This is a genomic window from Lysobacter sp. CA199, assembly GCF_052078715.1.
GTDB lineage: Bacteria > Pseudomonadota > Gammaproteobacteria > Xanthomonadales > Xanthomonadaceae > Lysobacter.
The window spans coordinates 297999-315154 of the sequence record NZ_JBQJIL010000003.1; the positions used below are offsets into that span (position 1 = coordinate 297999).

The 17156-nt window shown below is 66.4% G+C and carries 14 protein-coding genes; 13 read left to right on the forward strand and 1 reads right to left on the reverse strand.

All coding sequences use genetic code 11. The features are described 5' to 3' along the window. The 11 genes from ACTOWJ_RS05990 (at position 1) to ACTOWJ_RS06040 (ending at position 13092) form a co-directional block, all read left to right on the forward strand. On the forward strand, positions 1–615 hold the full coding sequence (locus ACTOWJ_RS05990; protein ID WP_441333686.1) for a hypothetical protein: 615 nt from the start codon (positions 1–3) through the stop codon (positions 613–615). Continuing rightward, entirely contained in the window at positions 615–1265 is a 651-nt protein-coding gene (locus ACTOWJ_RS05995) for a hypothetical protein (RefSeq protein WP_441333687.1), read from the forward strand. Before ACTOWJ_RS05990 ends, ACTOWJ_RS05995 begins: the two co-directional genes overlap by 1 nt. Continuing rightward, the gene (locus ACTOWJ_RS06000; protein WP_441333688.1) at positions 1265–2158 is read left to right on the forward strand and encodes a hypothetical protein; all 894 of its coding nucleotides are present in this window, start codon (positions 1265–1267) and stop codon (positions 2156–2158) included. The genes ACTOWJ_RS05995 and ACTOWJ_RS06000 overlap by 1 nt, the downstream gene beginning before the upstream one ends. Continuing rightward, the gene (locus ACTOWJ_RS06005; RefSeq protein ID WP_441333689.1) at positions 2158–8460 is read left to right on the forward strand and encodes an LPD38 domain-containing protein; all 6303 of its coding nucleotides are present in this window, start codon (positions 2158–2160) and stop codon (positions 8458–8460) included. Before ACTOWJ_RS06000 ends, ACTOWJ_RS06005 begins: the two co-directional genes overlap by 1 nt. Before the next feature lie 204 nt (positions 8461–8664). Then, positions 8665–9210: a hypothetical protein gene (locus ACTOWJ_RS06010; protein ID WP_441333690.1), complete on the forward strand. Its 546-nt coding sequence runs from the start codon at positions 8665–8667 to the stop codon at positions 9208–9210. Next, positions 9207–9713 carry a hypothetical protein gene (locus tag ACTOWJ_RS06015; RefSeq protein ID WP_441333691.1) on the forward strand — a complete coding sequence of 169 codons (507 nt, stop codon included), beginning with the start codon at positions 9207–9209 and terminating at the stop codon, positions 9711–9713. The genes ACTOWJ_RS06010 and ACTOWJ_RS06015 overlap by 4 nt, the downstream gene beginning before the upstream one ends. Beyond that, a complete protein-coding gene (locus tag ACTOWJ_RS06020) occupies positions 9710–10192 on the forward strand; it encodes a hypothetical protein (RefSeq protein WP_441333692.1) in 483 nt (160 codons plus the stop codon). Before ACTOWJ_RS06015 ends, ACTOWJ_RS06020 begins: the two co-directional genes overlap by 4 nt. After that, entirely contained in the window at positions 10192–10470 is a 279-nt protein-coding gene (locus tag ACTOWJ_RS06025; protein WP_441333693.1) for a hypothetical protein, read from the forward strand. Before ACTOWJ_RS06020 ends, ACTOWJ_RS06025 begins: the two co-directional genes overlap by 1 nt. A 3-nt stretch (positions 10471–10473) precedes the next feature. Then, a complete protein-coding gene (locus ACTOWJ_RS06030; protein WP_441333694.1) occupies positions 10474–11046 on the forward strand; it encodes a hypothetical protein in 573 nt (190 codons plus the stop codon). After that, entirely contained in the window at positions 11043–12581 is a 1539-nt protein-coding gene (locus tag ACTOWJ_RS06035) for a hypothetical protein (RefSeq protein WP_441333695.1), read from the forward strand. Before ACTOWJ_RS06030 ends, ACTOWJ_RS06035 begins: the two co-directional genes overlap by 4 nt. Before the next feature lie 67 nt (positions 12582–12648). Then, positions 12649–13092, forward strand: a complete 444-nt coding sequence (locus ACTOWJ_RS06040; protein ID WP_441333696.1) for a hypothetical protein — start codon at positions 12649–12651, stop codon at positions 13090–13092. A 487-nt stretch (positions 13093–13579) separates the two neighbouring features. On the opposite strand, the gene ACTOWJ_RS06045 is transcribed toward ACTOWJ_RS06040, so the two are convergent. Continuing rightward, positions 13580–15211 carry an FG-GAP repeat domain-containing protein gene (locus ACTOWJ_RS06045; protein WP_441333697.1) on the reverse strand — a complete coding sequence of 544 codons (1632 nt, stop codon included), beginning with the start codon at positions 15209–15211 and terminating at the stop codon, positions 13580–13582. Positions 15212–15707: 496 nt separating this feature from the next. Here ACTOWJ_RS06045 and ACTOWJ_RS06050 point away from each other — a divergent pair, with 496 nt between their 5' ends. Together ACTOWJ_RS06050 and ACTOWJ_RS06055 are read left to right on the forward strand one after the other, a co-directional pair. Continuing rightward, positions 15708–16214, forward strand: coding sequence for a hypothetical protein (locus tag ACTOWJ_RS06050; RefSeq protein ID WP_441333698.1), 507 nt, complete (start codon positions 15708–15710; stop codon positions 16212–16214). Continuing rightward, a complete protein-coding gene (locus ACTOWJ_RS06055; RefSeq protein ID WP_441333699.1) occupies positions 16211–17140 on the forward strand; it encodes a lysozyme inhibitor LprI family protein in 930 nt (309 codons plus the stop codon). The genes ACTOWJ_RS06050 and ACTOWJ_RS06055 overlap by 4 nt, the downstream gene beginning before the upstream one ends. Positions 17141–17156: the final 16 nt, after the last annotated feature.

Here is a 17156-nt window from a genome sequence, read left to right on the forward strand (position 1 = left end):
ATGTGCGGAGGCAGTAACAACGCATCCCAGCAGGCCGAGCGCAACGAGCGCGAGCGGCAGGCCAAGATCGCGGCGGGCACGGCGCAGGTTAATGCGCTGTTCGGTGACCCGAATCGCGCGGCGCAATATGACCAGCTCGGCAAGGACACGACCGAGTTCTATACCCAAGACCTCAATCGCCAGAAAAAGGAGAACGATTTACAAACCAAGTTCGCGCTCGCCCGCAATCACCAGGTCGGCAGCAGCGTGCAGACCGACACTGCCAAGCAGCAGGGCGAGGAATATCTGCGCGGCGTCATCGAGGCCCAGCGGCGCGGCGCGCAGGCCGGTGCGGATCTCCGCGCGTCGGACGAGGGTGCTCGCTCCAACCTGCTCGCGATGGTTCAAAGCGGGCTGGACGCCAACACCGCGGCAAGCCAGTCGGCTTCGATGCTCCGCTCGAACCTCGAGAGCAACAAAGCCGCATCGACGGCACAAGGGCTTGGCGACATCTTCGCCACGGGCGCCGATCTTTTCCGGCGCAGCCGCGAGGCGAAGCAAAACCGGCAGAACGTCAATGATTTCTACGGCGGCTACTTGCGCGGCGGGTTTGGCTACGGTGGAGGACAGCAATAATGTGTACTGGCTTCGAAATCGCAGCGCTCGCCGCGGCCGCTGTCGGCACCGGCGCGACGGTCTACAACACGAACAAGACGGCGGAGCGGCAGGACAACGCCCTAGCATCGCAGCTCCGCGGCCAGGCCGAGCGCCAGCGCGAGGCGGATGCGAAAACTTCCGACCTGATTCAGAAAACGGCGCAGTCGTCGGGCGAGGATGAGCGAGCGAACTCGCTCGATGGCTTCCTGCGCCAGATCAAGGCACAGCAGGGGGCGGCCAATTCCGGCACGTACCAAGAGGGTGCAGTGAGCGAGTCGTTCAAAAAGTCCGGCGCGGACGCTGCGCTCGGCATCGCCGACTACGGGAACAAGGTCGCCGACCTGATGAGCCGCATCGATGCGCCGCGGCAGCAGCGCGTGAACGAGGCTGTCGATTCGGTGCGCTTCGGCAACGAGATCGACCAGATCAAGCGCGTCGGCGCCGGCGAGGACTTTCTCGCGCAGTTGCGGCTGCGCGGGGTCAAGCGCGACCCGTGGATCGACTTGGCCGCCGGTGTCGCGCAAGGCGCCGGCAGCGCCTACGCCGGCCGGGGCGCTTCGACTGGCGGCAGCGCTGGCAGCAAAACCGCCTTTGGCAACAACTTCGACAACTTCCGCTGGAGTCAGTGATGGACCTGGTCTCGATGTTGACGGGCGCGTCTGGCGGTGCTGGCCTGAACGCGCAGGGACGGGCTATTGGCACCGCATTGTTCGGCGGCACACCTCCAGACGTAGCGCGTGCGCGGACTTTCAGCGCGCTTGCTGAGTCCGAGCGGAAGATGGAGGACGCGGTCAAAGAGCGCGATGCACGGCTTGCGCGGGAGTCGCTCGCGCGCGCTCAGCGCGAGGCCGGTAATGCCGACATGGCCGACTACATCATCGCGGGTATCAACCCGCAGCAGTTCAGCGGCGCGGCCAAGGATCGTCAGGCGATCGGCTGGGGCGATGAGGCGTGGAAGACGGCAACCAGCGACCCAGCGTTGCAAGGCGTTGAGCTGCTCAACCGCATGAACATGGTCCGCGAGGGCAAGCCGATCGACCTGACGAAGATCGAAGATCACACGGTGTACGACCCGACTCGATCGCCGGCGAATCAGCAGCTTATTACCAACGATATTGGGCAGGCGCTCATTCAAAGCCTGGGTGCGCGAGCAACCGCCAGCCTGTCGCAGGCCGGCGCCAGCGACTCCCGCGGCGAACTCTACCACCGCACGGATCCCAATCGTTTGACGGGTGGCGCGGCGGAACTCGAGTGGCATAACCGGAACTTGCAGCAAGCACTCGGTCGAGAGCTGACGCCGCAAGAGTTGGGCCATTTGCGCGCGGGAAAGCTCGAAATCAAAGAGCCGGCGCCTGCGCAAAAAGCTGCGGCACCATCCCCCGATGTCGATCCCGCTCTCAGGTCAAAAGCGTTGGACGCCTTGCAACGTGCGCGCGCGGCGGTCGCCTCCGGGGCCGATGTGGAAGCGGTACGGCAGCGCCTCATTCAAGCCGGCTACGTCAATATCGCCAAGGTGCTCTGATGGACGATGTCTCGTTCGATGATTTGGTGCCGACCGCGCCGGCCGGCAAACGGCCCGCGGCCGCTATGCAGGGCATTTCATTCGACGACCTGGTGCCACCGCCGCAGACGCCGGGACTCGACGCGCTGGTCGCGAGCGGCCAGCTCACGCCAGAGTATGCGCAGAGCGTCCGCGAAACGATCGGGACGCGACCGATCCAGGCCGCGCCGGTGACGCATGCACAGCGCAACGCAACGCGCGCGCAGATCGGCCTCGATCCGGTCGAGGGGATCGAGAAGGGCGACATCTCCGACATGGTGTTGCGCGCCGTTGCGCGTGTGCCCGAGATCGCCGGCAACCTGCTCGACCTCGGCCGCAACACCGCCGGCGCGATCGGCAACGCCGCCGGCGTGCCGAAAGAAGCTGTCGCCGCTGCAACGCCGCTGCTCGGGGCGCCGCAACAGCGCGGCGTGCTCGACAGCCTGATCGATAACGCCGAGTACCTGGGCCGCGAGCTGGACAAGGCCGGCATCGGTGCGCCGAGCGTGAGCGGCGGTAACGCGCTCGATGCCGTCACCGGCGCCGGCGAGGACGGCATTGTTCAGCGGCTCGGCACGGTCGGCCGATTCGTTGGCGAGCAAACCCTCGCATCGGCCCCGGACATGGCCGCGGCGGTCGCCGCTCTGCCGGCGTACCTCGGCAGCCGTACCAACGAGATCGCCGAGGACCGCGTCGCCAACGACAAGCGCAAGGACGTGACCCTGACCGATCTCGGCATTTCGTTGCCGGCGGCGGCGGTGGAGTCGTTGCTCGAGCGCTTCACTACAAGGCGGCTTTTGCCCGGCGGAAACGCTGCGGCCGGCGCCGGCGCGACGATCCTCGAGCGCATCGGTAACGCGATCAAGGAGACGGCGCTGCAAGCCGGCCTCGGCGGTGCCGAGGAGGTGGCGTCCTATCTCGGCACCAACGCTGGCACCGATGCGGGCGTCACCGAGCGCGGCCTCGCCGAGGTGTTCACCGGCGGCGCGCTTGCCGAGGGCGCACTTGGCGGTGCCGCGCAGGGAACGAAGGAGGTCGCGGCGGCGATCGCCCCTCGGCCGCGCATGCCCCAGGCCGCGCCGACCGCAGAATCGCCCAATCCGTCCACGCAAACGCCGCTTGCGTCCACGCCGGCGGCGCCAACGTCCACGGATTCGGCAGGCCGACCCACGCCCCGCGCTGGCGCGTCTGGCGACGTGGTGGCGGCCGAGGACACGACCGACATCGATCGGCTCCTCGGCGATAGGGCGCCGGCCGCGGCCAAACCCGCCGCAATCGACTCGGCGAAAACGGAAGTGCGCCAGGTGGTCGAGCAGCTCCCGGCCGAAGCCAGCGCCGAGGAACGCGCCGCGGCCGCCGCTGCCGTCGCCGAAAAACACGGCCTGACGGTTGCGGACCTGCTGCTTGCCGACGCCTCGCCGACCGCCTCAAATGAAGTCGGAAAAATGGACATCGCGCCCGCGGAGGCCGTGGCGCCGGCGGGGGACCAAGCGCCGAAGCTGTCGCCGACCGCGGCATCGGCCGCGATCGACCAGCGTCTCGCCAGCCTCGAGGAAGCCGCGCAGGGTGCGCTTCCGCAGGAACAGGTGTCCGAGCTGTCCCGGGAGCGTGACGAAATCGAGACCATGCTCCGCGAGCACGATCAGGCGATCGCCGCGGGCGTGAACCTGTCGCCGGCCAAGCGGTTGACCCCGGCCGAGCGCCAGGTCGCCGACACCCGTCGCATCGAGATCCGCGATCAGCTCGAGCGCCATCGCACCGCGGCCGGTGCCGCCGACCAGCGCATCCGCTTACAGGACCGGCTCGGGAAGATCGATCGCGACGCCGATCTCGTGGCCCTGGCCGAGGGGCTCGGCGCGCAGCCCGCCGCCGCTTCCAGGCCTGCCGCGGCGGCCGTTGCGCGGCCCCCGGTCGCGGCGCAGGATACGCGCCATGAGCAGCCAACCGCCCAGCAGCCCACCCCACGACCCGCGCCCGTATTGGGAGAAGCGGGGATTCAAGACGAAGGCGGAAGCCGACGCGATGGGGCTGGACGATTGGACGGAGCGCCTCGGGTGGGTTCGGAGCGACCTGCTGGCGATGACGCCGGACGGGCTGCCGTTGCATCCGCTCGTGCCGGATCCGGATCAACCGGGAGTGGAACCGCTAGCGGTGTCCCCGCTGGACTTGATGTTCGACAGACCGACGCGACTCGCCGGCTCGCCTCTGCCGTCAACGGACTGCGACCTCGCCGAGGAAGCGAAGCCCGATTCCGCGAAGTCGAAAAGGGCCTTTTGCCTGACCGGCTTGCTGGCGCCATTGCCGCCCTTGAGCGAGCCACCGGAACCGAAGTAGTCATCGTCCGGAACCTCAATCCGGACGCGATCAACTTCAACGGCATCACCACGCGGCGCGGTGTCCTGTACGTCGATGAAACCGCCGATCACCCGGCGACCACGGTCGCATCCCACGAGTTCGTGCATCAACTGCGCGTGGACGCGCCGGATCTCTATCGCGAACTCGAGACCGAGGTCCGGCGACAGGGCAACTTGCCCGCGTGGCTGCAAGAGTTGCGTCGTCAGATCGGTGACCAGCCCGGCGCCGACGAGCTGGCTCGCCGCGATCATGTCGAGGAGCTGACGGCGAATGCGGTCGGTGACGCGCTGACCGACCGTAAGTTCCTTGAGCGGATGGCCCGAGAGAGCCCGGCGCCGTTCCGGCGTATGGCCGATGCCTTCATGCGCTTTCTCGACGACCTGGTCGGGCGCGTGCGCGGGCTCGGGAGCGAACGCTACCTTTCCGACGTTGAGACCTTCCGCGACCTTCTGGCCGATGTGTTGGCGCAGTTCTCGGAACGTGGGGACGGCGGCCGGCCTGTGGATGCTCGCAGCGGGGAAGGCGAATTGATGATGTCCCGCCGCGACGAAGCCCGCGACCGACCGGCGCCAGCCGACGCGGAGCCCCGCCGCGACACCGGCGTGCGCGAATTCCCGAAGACCGCGACCGGGCCGTTCCGCCGCTGGTTCGGGGATTCCAAGGTGACCGACTCCAACGGCGCCCCGCTGGTGGTTTACCACGGCACCGCGTCGGACTTCTGGACCTTCGAAGACAAGGCCGGCGACGCGACGGGGCATTCGACGGCGCCGTTCGGGCATTTCTTCACCAGCGATCGCACGCTTGCAGAGCGCTACGCCGAGAACGCGAGCGACGGCGTTCCGGCGGATGAGCGCACCGTCGATGCGTATCTGTCGATTCAAAAGCCCTACGAGATGGCGCTCGACGAAGCGCAGGCCATCGACACCCCCGAGGAAGCGCGGTCTGTGCGCGACTGGCTCGAGGGCCGCGGCTACGACGGGATCCACATTCCCGAGGCCGACAACTGGATCGCGTTTAAGGCGGAGCAGATCAAGTCCGCGAGCGAGAACACCGGCGCGTTCGATCCGGCAAACCCCGACATCCGATTCCTGCGCCGCACGCCGCGCGACGCCGAGCGCGACGCCGAGCAGCGGCGCAATCAGATCGCCGGGCAACTCCCCGTGTCGCGCGGCGCGGCCGGTTGGAACTACGACGCCGGCGTGTGGGAGGGCCGCAAGGGCACGCTCAAGCGTTTGCGCGCGAGTTTGCAGGACAAGATGACCGCCTGGCAGGACGTGCAGGGGCAGATCGAAAGCCAAGTCGGTCAGGTGATCGACGACGCGCAAAACGTGTACCGCATCGAAAACCTGATGCACGGCCGCGTCGGCGAAGGTATCGAGCGGATAGAGCGCGGCCAGGTCGAGCCGCTGGTCGAGGAGATGCGCGCGGCCAGCGTGACGCCGGCGCAGTTGGACGAGTACCTCTACGCGCGCCACGCCAAGGAACGGAACGCCGAAATCGCGAAGATCAATCCGAAGATGCCGGACGGCGGCAGCGGCATGACCAATGACGAGGCCGATCAGATCCTCGCCGGCGCCGACCGGGCCAAGCTCGACCCGCTGGCGAAGCGCGTCGATGCAATCACTGCGGCGACCCGCAAGCGACTGCTCGACCACGGGCTCATCACGCAGGACGCATTCGATGCGATGACGCAGCAATACAGCGCCTATGTTCCGCTCCGCGGCAAGGCGACGACCGACATCGATTTCCAGGGCGGCGGCCCAGCCGGTCGGGGTGTCGATGGCCGCTCCGCGCCGGTCAAGGCCGCACTCGGCCGCGGCGCCGGCAACCGCGCGGTGCATATCCTCGGCGAGGTGATCGGCGACGCGCAGCGAAGCGTGATCGCAGCGGAAAAAGCCCGTGTCGGCCGCGCCGTCATGCGCCTGGTACTCGCGAATCCGAACCCGAAGCTGTGGCAAGTCGAGCCGGTGCAGACCGAGCGCAAGGTCGATGCGACCGGCGAGGTCTACGACGCCGTCGTCCAGGACTGGAGCGATCCGTCGATCGTCGGTGTTCGCCATCGCGGCAAGCTCTACAAGGTTCAGATCAACGCGCAGCCGCTCGCTCAGGCGTTGAATAACGTCGGCGTAGATAACCTAGGATCGGTGACCCGCGCGGCCGGTGCGCTCAATCGGTATTTCGCCGCGGTACTGACCAAGTACAACCCGGCGTTCCTCCCGGTGAACGCGAGCCGCGACGCGCTGTTCGGTCTGACCGGGCTCGCGGCCGAGCATGGCGAGGAGGCGGCGCTCGACGCCGCTCTGCACTATCCGCAGGCGGCCCGCGCGGCGTTCCGTCAAGCGCGCGGCAAGAGCGGCAACGGGCAATGGGATGCGTGGGCAGTGGAGTTCGCTGAGCACGGCGGCAAAACAGGATACGTCGCGACCCCGTCCGCCGAAGACCTGGCGCGAAAAATCGGTAGTGGCAAGCTGACTAGCTATTCGCCCACCGGCCTCGCGAGCGCTGCGCGAACTGTGGCCGACACGATCGGCGTATTGAACGATGCGGTCGAGAACGCGCTCCGGCTGTCGGCGTATGTGACCATGCGTAATCGCGGCATGTCGCCGGACGCCGCAGCCGAGTACGCGAAGAACCTCACAGTGAACTTCAACCGCAAAGGGTTCGACGGTTCGGCGCTCAATTCCTGGTTCCTGTTCTACAACGCCGCGCTACAGGGCGCGCACCGTACCAGCACCTTGATGCGACGGCCGAAGACGCTCGCATATCTCGGCGCGCTCGCCGGCGCGCAGATCGTGGCGACGCTGGCCGCGATGGGGATGGAAGACGACAACGGCGAGCCGCTGTGGAACAAGGTTCCCGATCACGTGAAGCGCCGCAACCTGGTCATCGTCACGCCGGACGGCGGTGTCGTTACGGTGCCGATGCCCTACGGGTTCAACCTGTTTCCGTATCTCGCCGGCCGCATCACTGGCGCGTTGCTGTCGGACGAATCGAAGCCGACCGATCGCGCCGCATCGATGACCGCCGATGTGCTCGGCGCCGCCACCGAATCGTTTAGTCCGGTGCCGCTGGGTGAGGGGCCGGCCGGCCTGGTGCCCGAGGCGCTCGGCATCGGGCTCGGCATTCAGACCAACCGCAACGACTTCGGTCGGCCGATTCGCAAGGAGAGCGGGTTCGGCCCGGACATCCCGCTCGCGAGTGTTGGCCGGCCGGACACGCTCGAGGTGTTCAAGCTGGTTTCGAAGGGACTGAACCGGATCGGGGGCGGGGACGACTTCACGCCGCCGCCAATGTCGGCGTTTGATCTGGCGCCGGAGGACATCCAATACCTGTTGCAGAAGCTTACCGGCGGCACCGGCAAGTTCGTCGTGGACATGCTGACCGTGGGCCAGAAGGCGACCGGCGGCAACATGACGCCAGCGCTCAAGCCGCGCGACGTTCCGATCACGAGCCGGTTCGTCACCAACATCGACGAGCAGGCCGCGCAGTCGTCGATGTTCTACGAGCGGCGCGAAACGATCGAACGCAGCCTCAAGCGCGTGCGCGCCGAGTTCAGCGCGGCCGGGCCCGAGGCCGCGGAGAAGATGCTCAAGGCAACGCCGGAGCTGACCGGCGCGGCGTTCAAGCGGCGCAAGCGCGACAGCAAGACGGGTGCCGCGGGTGAAATCGTCCTATCGAACGGATTGCCGCAATTCGAAGTCGCGAACGAAGATTCGGTGTTCGGCAAGTACAAGGCCGCGATCAAAGCGGGTGAGTCGCGGAACGACGCCGTCGAACAGGCTTACAAGCGATCGCCTGGGTCCATTATCCCGACCGAAGCGACTCGGATGCGTGATGCGAACGTGCGGACACAGAACACGATCCGCCAGGCCGCGCAACACGATTTCAACGGCGCTTGGGTGCGAGATGTAGTAGGAGCCGCCGAGTAGCGTCCCAAAGCCAAGCAAACGGCATCAGTACCAACAAAAAAATGTGATAGACGGCCATCAATAGCCCGAAGCCGATCGCACATGGGATGCCGACTATCAGGGCGAGGAGGAGGCGCATGCGCGGAGTTTAACCCCGGTCGGGTTCGTCCGTTCAACGCTCCGGGCGCCGGCGCATCCTCGCGTCAATTCATCGAGGCCGCGCCCATGCTCGAGCTACCCGCAACCCCTTCCGAAGCCCTGCGCGAGGCCGTGATTCCGGGCCTCGCGCTGCTCCCCGCCAAGCTCGACAGCCCAGCCGCCCGCCTGCTGGTGCTGGGAATCTGCATGCAGGAATCGAACCTGACCGACCGCGCCCAGGTGCTCAACGGCGGAGGCAAGGGCCCGGCCCGGGGACTGCCGCAGTTCGAGCGCGGAACCGAGGCGAGCAAGGGTGGCGTGTGGGGAATCTATCTGCATCCCGCGTCCCGCGAGCTGCTGCGTGGCGTATGTGCCGCGCGCAAGGTGCCGTTCCATCCCAACGCGATATGGAAGGCGATAGAGGTCGATGACCTGCTCGCGGTCGCCTGCGCGCGTCTGCTGCTGCTGACCGACGCCGAGCCTCTGCCCGCGGTGGGCGATCTCGACGGCGCGTTCGTCTACTACCTGCGCACCTGGCGCCCGGGTGCTGCACGCACGCCGGAAGGGAAAGCGAAATGTCTCGTGCGGTGGAGGACGCACTATCCACGCGCGCTCGCGGCGGTGTCCGCATGAACCGCGTGCGCCGGCAAGGCGGATACATCGCCGCCGACGTGCTGCCCCTGGCGATCAAGGCTTTCGCCGGCGTGCTGGCCGTTGCTTCGGCCGCGGTCGCCGCGGCTCATTCCCCAGCAGCTCCCGAGGTAGTCGAGCGCATCATCCTCGGCGTGCGTGAATCCGCGATCCTCGCGTCCGTCGCCGGAACCTTCATCGGCGTTTTGGTGCTGCCGAACAAGGACACTCGCCGCGTGTCGCCGCCGCAGTCGGGGCCGTGGTGGCGCCGCGGCGCGTTGTTCGCGCTGCGCCTGGCCGTGCTCGCCGTTGTGCTGCTCGGCTTTGCCTGGGTGGCTGCAACTTCGGCCGCGGTGCTCGGCCAGATCGTCCCATCGCTCGGCGGCCCCGCTGCCGTTCCCGTCGCCGGCCTCGCCGGTGTCTTCGTTCGGCCGCTGCTCCCGAAAATCTTACGCGCACTCGAGCGGCGCACGGATAGCTTCGTTGGAGGGCAGAAAGAGCCATGAACGGGATTTTGAGAATCGCCAAGGCCATTTGGTCCACCGTCACCGGCGCAATCGCAGACGCGATCGAATGGGTCGGCCGACCCGGAAACAAGCTCAAGCTCGTGTGCGCGGTATTCGCATTTGCCGCAGCCGTGCAGTCGATGGCGGCCTATCGCGCCGAGCAAGAAACGCGAGTCGTAATCGCCGAACGGAATGCCGACAAGGCGACGTGCGCCGCGGACAAGGCCGATCTATCCGCCGCGATCGCCGGCCGCGACTCCGCGCTCACGCTGGCCGCCGAGAAGCTCAAAGCCGAGGCCGACAAGGCCGCGCTTCTGGCGCAGCTCAATGTCGGGTTGCAGGCGGAAGTCGAGCGCCGCGCCAAGGAGGCCGAGCGTAGCGCCGCAGCGTTCGAGCGCGAATACAAGCGCAAGCCGCCGGAGTGTTCCGCGGCGCTTGCGGCGATGGCCGCCGCCTGTCCGACGCTGGAGGGTTACTGATGCGCCACACCATGACGATCGCCGCCGCAATGCTGCTCGCGGCCTGCGGCAAGGAGAACACCAGGCCGACGCCGCCCGCGCCGCCGGCCGTGATCTCCATCCCCGAAAAGCACTACGTGCCGATCGAGGCCGAATACACGAAGCGCTGCGCATGGGTGCGCGACGGCAAGCTCGAGGAGATGCCGACCGTTTCCCGCGGCCGCAAGACCTGCCTCGAAAAGTACGAGAGCCAGTTCGACGCGATCGAGCGCAAGCAAGGTTCGTTGGTCGGGGACTGACCGATGGGGTCTAAGTTCAAGGTTCCGGTCTACGGCACACCGCACAAGGCGGTGACCGTGGACACGAGGGCCACCGAGGGCGCCGTGTTCGGCGTCTCGTTGGTCTGGCCGGACGGGAGGGTCGTGACTGTCGCCGATCTTCGCGGAGACGACCCGGATACGCCGAACGCCACACCGACGCTGTGGCGTTTGGTGCGCGAGATTCCGCGCAACGTCGAAGAAGTCGAGAACCTCGAAAGCGCCGGCCTGGTCGTTCGCCAGCCTTCGCAGGACTGGATCACGCGCGTTGTGCTGCCGACGATCGGGCGCACCACTGTTGCCAACGGCGACGGCATCGCCGGCGACATCGTCATCGACCTGGCCGTCGTGCCGAACACCGATGGCGGCGCGATCCTGTTGACTGAGTTCGACGCCTACGGCCGCGCGTTCAAACGCAACCCCGCGACCTCGGACAACTTGGACGAGGGGGACGAGCACCTCTATTTCACAAACGCTCGCGCCGTCGATGCGCTCGAGACATGGGACGGCGGCCCTGATTACCTGCAATTGCTGCTCGACGAGTACGACCCGCCATGAATCTTTCCGCGGCGATCACTCGCATCGGCCAATTCCTCGCGGCGCACGCGCTGCGCCTGCTGCCTCCTGGCGGCACCGCCGGGCAGTCGATCCGCAAGATCGACGGCACCGACTACAACGTCGAGTGGGCCACGCCCGACGCCGGCGGCGCACAGACGATCGAGGCGAAGGCCCTCACAGACATTCCCGCCGGAACGTTGGTGCGCCTGACGGTAGAACTCGGCGATTCCGCGACGTGCGCGCGCACGAACGCACCGGATCCCGGCGGGCGAACGATCGGCGTCGGCGTATTGGCGACTGCGGCAACTGCCGGCAACCCGGTGACGGTCAAGCTCGGCGTGGTGTACGAGGACGCCGGCAACCTGTTCTATCCCGGCTATCCCGTTTACATGCGCGTGGACAACACGCTCACGGTCAACCCGGTCGGCACTACGCCCGGTGTCGGCATGGCCTTGACCGAGACTCGCGTCATCCTGACGAACGACGTACAGCGTCCGGGGACGATCGATTTCAACGCCTTTAATTCGGACGGCTCGCTCACCCCCGTACCTGAGTCGGCGATCTACCTGGTCTATGCCGATTCGTCGAATGCTTTGCGCCGCATCGGCGCCGGCATCTACCAACTCACCAGGCCGACCGAGCTTGTGCTCACCGCCGGCGGCGCGGCGGGCGGCTTTGGTCTGCCGATGTTCTCCGATGTCGCCGTCATCCTTTACGACTCGGCGGAATCGACGATGATCGACGGGTCGGCTTTCGCTGCAAACAAGCCGGTCAAGATCGTCCAGCTCGGCGCCGGTCAGGTGAAGATCGACGGGTTCAACGTTCGCTGCAAAGGCAACGCGATCACCGAGGCGGCGAACGCGGCCATCGACGTGACACCGACTCAGTACGGCGCAACGGTGGTGACGGGTGATCTTGCCGCGGCGGACACGGGCCCGTATTACACCGGCTTGCACGAAAACAGCGCGTCGGCGTTTCCGTTCTATGGCGGCACGGTGGACAGCGGCGGCATCACCGCAGCCGGCACGACGATCTTGTCGGCGCGCACGCGCGACACGATCCCGGTCGTCCGGGCTTACGTCGAGTTTTCGGGCGTGCTCAACGGCGGCGGATCGATCGGCTTTGCGAAAGGGGCGTACTTCGGCGGCGAACTTGCGGTTGATGCCGACAGCATGGCGCTGCGCGTCTCCGCAGATCTTGCCGACCTCGAGGTTCGCCACAACGGCGCGGTGATCGCCACCATCCCCGGCGCCGGCGGCCTGGGTTCGAGCGTGACCCGATACGGCGTCCTGATCGACCGGGTTGCCGGTGAGTTCTGGCTCATTTCCGGCGGCGCCTGGCTGGGCCCCGATCCGGCCACCGATCCCGGTCTGCCGTATTTTCCGGGCGGCGACGGTGGCGGTTCCGCCTGGCTCGCCCTCGAGGCGCGACCGGGTGGCGGGGAAAACCGGCTGTTCTTCCTTCCTTCCTCGCTGTCCTGGGCAACCGAGGCGACGGCGGCCGGCGCGGTGCAATTGGGCTGGCGCGCGCCCTGACGTGCCTGCATCTATTCACGGACCGATGAAGGTCGCGGGCGAAACGCCAATTGCGTAAGGGTTTGGCGTGGCTGAAATCTATTCAGCCTGGGAGCATCTCACCGCCTGGGATCGGCGCGATTACCATCCTGAGATGGACGCCCCGCAGCCCGGTTTGATCCCTCCCGATGTGGCCGACCTGCCGGCGCTCCCGCCGCGGTTCTCTTGGCATTTGCCGCACGTCAAGCAGCACCGCCGGCCGACACCGGAATCGAGGCAGGTTGTGCTCGATCACGAGGGCCCCGCCTTGGCGTCAATGCAGCCAGGCGTGCGCCAAGCCTCGGCCATGATCGGCGTCCACCGCTACATGGAGGCCGAGCGCTACAAGCGCGAGTTCCACGGGGATGACGCGCGCGCTCGCGCCCTTGAGTTCATCGCAAGGTGGGTTGCGAAATACCACGCGGAATTGGCCGCCGAACGCGAGGCGCAGATCGAGCGATCCCAGCAGAATTTACACCCTATCGGCTCGTAAGCCATTGATCGGTAATGATCGAATTGAGGTATTTGCGCGCCACCAAAAACACGGTGAATCCTTTGCGGATCATGCGCTTAGCACCGTTGCGAAAACTGCCTGGGGGGCAGAGGGTCGTCGGTTCAAATCCGGCCGTCCCGACCACTATTGCACAATGAATCAGCGGCTTACGGACTCAGTTCGTGGCCGCTTTTTTGTTTGCACCCTATTCGCACCCTATCGCTTGAGACTGAGGCCATGCCGGCGACGACCTGCGCCAGCGCTTGCGCGAACGGTTATGCCGGGGTCAACGGGCCGGCGACCAACGGTTGAAGCCGTAAACGCAAACAATCGATCTCAGCTCGCCGTGACTGCGCCATTTGTCCGCGCCGGCAGCGGAAGCCGCGATCGCGACTGCGGTGCAGGCACGGCGCTATCGCGATCGCGGCTAGTCCGGTCGCTATCGACTCCGGCGGTTATCGAGTCCGGCCGTTATCGAGTCCCGCCGTTATCGAGTCATGTACTCCGCCGCTGCACGCCATGACATCCGCGCGCCCGGTGCGATGCCAGCGCGCGGCGGTGCACTGCTCGAAGCCGCGCTCTGCGAAATTGGGGTGACGGCCACCGGATTCGCGGGCGCACTGCGCATCGACGCCGCGCCGACCGACGCCGGCATCGACGACGCCAGCGGCAGGATCTGTTCAGTCCGGCAATCGCCCGAACTCATCACCGCCTGGCTGCAATTCTGACCGTAGTACAGCAATACGCCGGTATAGTCGCCCGCGATCGCGACATCGCGGCAACCATCGCCATTGAAATCGCCGTGGGTCATCGCCTGCAAGCCACTACTCATCTGGCTCAGCCCATGCGACGCGCCGTTCCATCGCGGCGCGGTCAGCATCCCATCGCCTTGCAAATAGTAAGCGAGCACGCGATCGCCTTCCGGATAACCCGGCGGCGCGATCACCGAAACCAGATCGGTGCGGCCGTCGCCGTCGAAATCGGCGGCAAGCATCGCTTCGCTGGTCTGAATGTGCGAGGCGATCGATGGCTGCGAGGTGAAACTGCCATCGGCCCATTGCGCACGCACGAACAACTGGTCGATGTAAGGCCCGCCGCCGGCGGTATCCAGACGGCCATCGCCGGTGAAATCGCCGACCGCGTGCCACAGCCAGTTCGTCGACGCATGCAGTTCGATCGCATCGGACAAGCCTCCGCCCGGCAGTTGTTTGCGCGCCACGATCCGGTTGGCGCCGAACGGCGTGGTCGAGTCCGCATAGATCAGGTCGCGGCGGCCGTCGCCGTCGTAATCGCGTAGCGCGATCAACCTGACATAGGGCCGACCCAACGCAATGCTGCCGCTCTCGCGGATGCCGCCCGAACCATTGCCGTATTGGGTCAGCAGTTTCAAGCACGGCTCTCCGACCGGCCTGCCGCAATCGCTGGTGCTGGTCGCCGGGTATTGGCCGGTGGATACGATGTCGGCATGACCGTCCTGATCGAGGTCCATCGTGCCGTACGGATACCCCGTGTAGGGCGGCCCGGCCAGCGTACTCAAGTTCAGGCCGCCCTGGCCGTCGGAGAGCAGCAAGTCGTAACCACCGGGAAGACCCGGCCGCGGTCGACCGGAGGAGACTGCGATGTCGAGTACGTGGTCGCCGTTGAAATCGAGCAAAATCGGATACTGCGGCCGCAGCATGCCGTCGAAAGGAAGATGCCATACCTGCGACGGGACGCTGAGCCCGCCTTGCGGCGACTGCAGCAAGACATGGATGTTCCCATCCAGAGTCGTAGCGACCAGATCGTCGCGGCCGTCGCCGTTGACGTCGCCAGCCACCACTGCATTGAAGATCTGATACCCCTCATGGCCCATGCCGCCCGGCTCGAGCAGCGGCCGGTAAGCCGTGCCCTCGACCAGACCATAGACCGCGCTGTCCGCCGTTGCTGCAGCGCGCGACGAAACCGGCGCCGTAGCGGCGGTCGCAACCGGTGCGCCGCCGACCATTGGGGATTCAGTGTTGCGGCTCAGCGCCGAGGCAGGCGCCGCAAGCCCCAGCGACGGCACGCGTCCCCACACCACGACGGCGAACACGCCGGCCGCACCCAGACTCAACCAGACCTGCCAATTCGCGAAACGCATCCTTGTCTCCCCGTGTTTATTTCAGTTGTTCATATCGAATCGCATCGGACTCAACTGAGCACCGGCTTATCGACGGATTCGCGCCGCCGATGTCCGGCATGAACGGCACCGGTGCGACTGCATTCTTATCGCGCCGGATGATAGCAAGCGGCCTCGCCGGCACAGCGGTCGTGCGCAATTTCAGTCCGGCGCGACCTTGCCACAGCACGCGCATGCCGTTACGGACAGGCTTGACAGCGCCGGCGCCGCCGCATTTTTCATGACGAGCGACGAGCCATAGGCCGATTGCGCGACCGGCCCACTTTGTCGAGGACTGAGCGTGGCGACGCCGAAGCGTTTCCATCGGCCTGTGTTGGCGCGCAAGCCTGAAATCAGATCCGGTGTAGTGGCGTTACATCAGGGCTTGAGCTTGCGGGTCTCTACGACCGGGATAGGCGACACCTGGGCAGGTCAGCACCGGTCGCGGGAGTCGAGCCGATCTGCTCGAACCGATCCAATGGAGCCGACCAAGCCGCTCCTTCTGCATCCCTTTATTTACCCGTCAGGCCGCTTGAGCTTGGGGCAAGGCGTGTTCGTGGCTGGTTCGTTTCGCATCGCGGTGCGCGCCCGGCATCCGAAGAAGACCCCGCCGCCGGCGAGTCGGACCAAGTCCCTCGCGGCGAACATCATCGGGTCTTTGGGGGGGCCGGAATCCAGGCCCCAGGTTCGCGTGCCCCACGGAGGCGGACGACGGGGTATCGGTTCGGCGCCGGATAGTTCAGGCGTCGCGGACCGCGGCTATCGCAATCCGCAGTTGCTATTCGGGTACTGCATCCAGGGGGCGAACTCGCTCGTAAAGGTCGGATGTGACCGTGCGTCGATTGAAGGCCGGGATTCGCCGGCCGCGATTGCAAACGGCGCAAAAAACCAGGATATTTTGATCGTTCGCGATTCGGTACAGGACGCTCCGGTCGAGTATCCGCCGCCGCGTCGATTCCTACCCTCCGGTGACCACTCGACATGACGCCCCATCGCCGTTTCCGCGTTTCCCAGCCCCTCCTGCTCGGCCTCGTCGCGGCCGGGGTATTCGCCCTGGCTGCTTGCGACAGTTCCAAGTCCGCAACCGCGGCCGCCGCTCCGGCAACGGGCGCAGCGGCGACGGTCGCCTGCCCGTCGCAGGACCTGAAGGCTTTCGTCGCCGCCTTCGCCGAGGATCCGGCGCTGCAAAAGGCCTTTACCGCCGAGACCGTCGAGACCGCGTTCGACGACCTTGCCGCGCTCCCCGAGCCGAAAGAATCGGTCGAGTCGTTGCCGCGCTCGAGCCTGCAGTTCCCGGTCATGCCCAATCGCGCGCAGCAGGCCAAGGAAGGGTTGCAGTATCGGGAGCTTTCCGCCGACAAGGCTGGCGCCGTGGTCATCCTGGAAGTGCCCGATACCGATGCGAACCTTCGCTACACCTTCCGCCGCGATCGTTGCTGGACCCTGGTCAAGATCGTCGACCCGGCGTTCGGCAAGGCCTTTCCGGGGCAGGCGCCGGCCAAGCCGGCGGCGAACACCAGCGGCGACGCCAGTGCGTCCTCGTCCGCTGCGGACGACGACTACCGAGCGCCCAAGGGTCTGACTGCGGAGTTCGCGGCGTGCATGCGGCGCGCCGGAACGCAGCAGATTCCCGGCGCCGAATGCCTCACCGCCGAACGCCGCCGCCAGGATGCGCGGTTGAACAGGGTCTACAAGGAACTTATCGGAACTCTCAAGGGCGAGCGCCGCGACCAGGTCGTGGACGCGCAGCGCACCTGGGTGCAACTGCAACAGAAGGATGGCGCGTTCGAGGATTCGATCTTCGAGGAACTCGGATCGATGGGAAATCTGCAATCGGTCGAGTACGAAGCGCTCAGCATCAGCGAAAGAGCCGATCGCCTGGAAAAGTACCTGCGCCTGGCGAAGCTCTGATCCCCGTTACTTTCTG

Excerpts from the sequence above, each read along its gene's own strand:
- ACTOWJ_RS05990 (WP_441333686.1), top strand. The coding sequence starts at position 1 with ATGTGCGGAGGCAGTAACAACGCATCCCAGCAGGCCGAGCGCAACGAG.
- ACTOWJ_RS05995 (WP_441333687.1), top strand. The coding sequence starts at position 615 with ATGTGTACTGGCTTCGAAATCGCAGCGCTCGCCGCGGCCGCTGTCGGC.
- ACTOWJ_RS06000 (WP_441333688.1), top strand. The coding sequence starts at position 1,265 with ATGGACCTGGTCTCGATGTTGACGGGCGCGTCTGGCGGTGCTGGCCTG.
- ACTOWJ_RS06005 (WP_441333689.1), top strand. The coding sequence starts at position 2,158 with ATGGACGATGTCTCGTTCGATGATTTGGTGCCGACCGCGCCGGCCGGC.
- ACTOWJ_RS06010 (WP_441333690.1), top strand. The coding sequence starts at position 8,665 with ATGCTCGAGCTACCCGCAACCCCTTCCGAAGCCCTGCGCGAGGCCGTG.
- ACTOWJ_RS06015 (WP_441333691.1), top strand. The coding sequence starts at position 9,207 with ATGAACCGCGTGCGCCGGCAAGGCGGATACATCGCCGCCGACGTGCTG.
- ACTOWJ_RS06020 (WP_441333692.1), top strand. The coding sequence starts at position 9,710 with ATGAACGGGATTTTGAGAATCGCCAAGGCCATTTGGTCCACCGTCACC.
- ACTOWJ_RS06025 (WP_441333693.1), top strand. The coding sequence starts at position 10,192 with ATGCGCCACACCATGACGATCGCCGCCGCAATGCTGCTCGCGGCCTGC.
- ACTOWJ_RS06030 (WP_441333694.1), top strand. The coding sequence starts at position 10,474 with ATGGGGTCTAAGTTCAAGGTTCCGGTCTACGGCACACCGCACAAGGCG.
- ACTOWJ_RS06035 (WP_441333695.1), top strand. The coding sequence starts at position 11,043 with ATGAATCTTTCCGCGGCGATCACTCGCATCGGCCAATTCCTCGCGGCG.
- ACTOWJ_RS06045 (WP_441333697.1), bottom strand. The coding sequence starts at position 15,211 with ATGCGTTTCGCGAATTGGCAGGTCTGGTTGAGTCTGGGTGCGGCCGGC.
- ACTOWJ_RS06050 (WP_441333698.1), top strand. The coding sequence starts at position 15,708 with ATGGAGCCGACCAAGCCGCTCCTTCTGCATCCCTTTATTTACCCGTCA.
- ACTOWJ_RS06055 (WP_441333699.1), top strand. The coding sequence starts at position 16,211 with ATGACGCCCCATCGCCGTTTCCGCGTTTCCCAGCCCCTCCTGCTCGGC.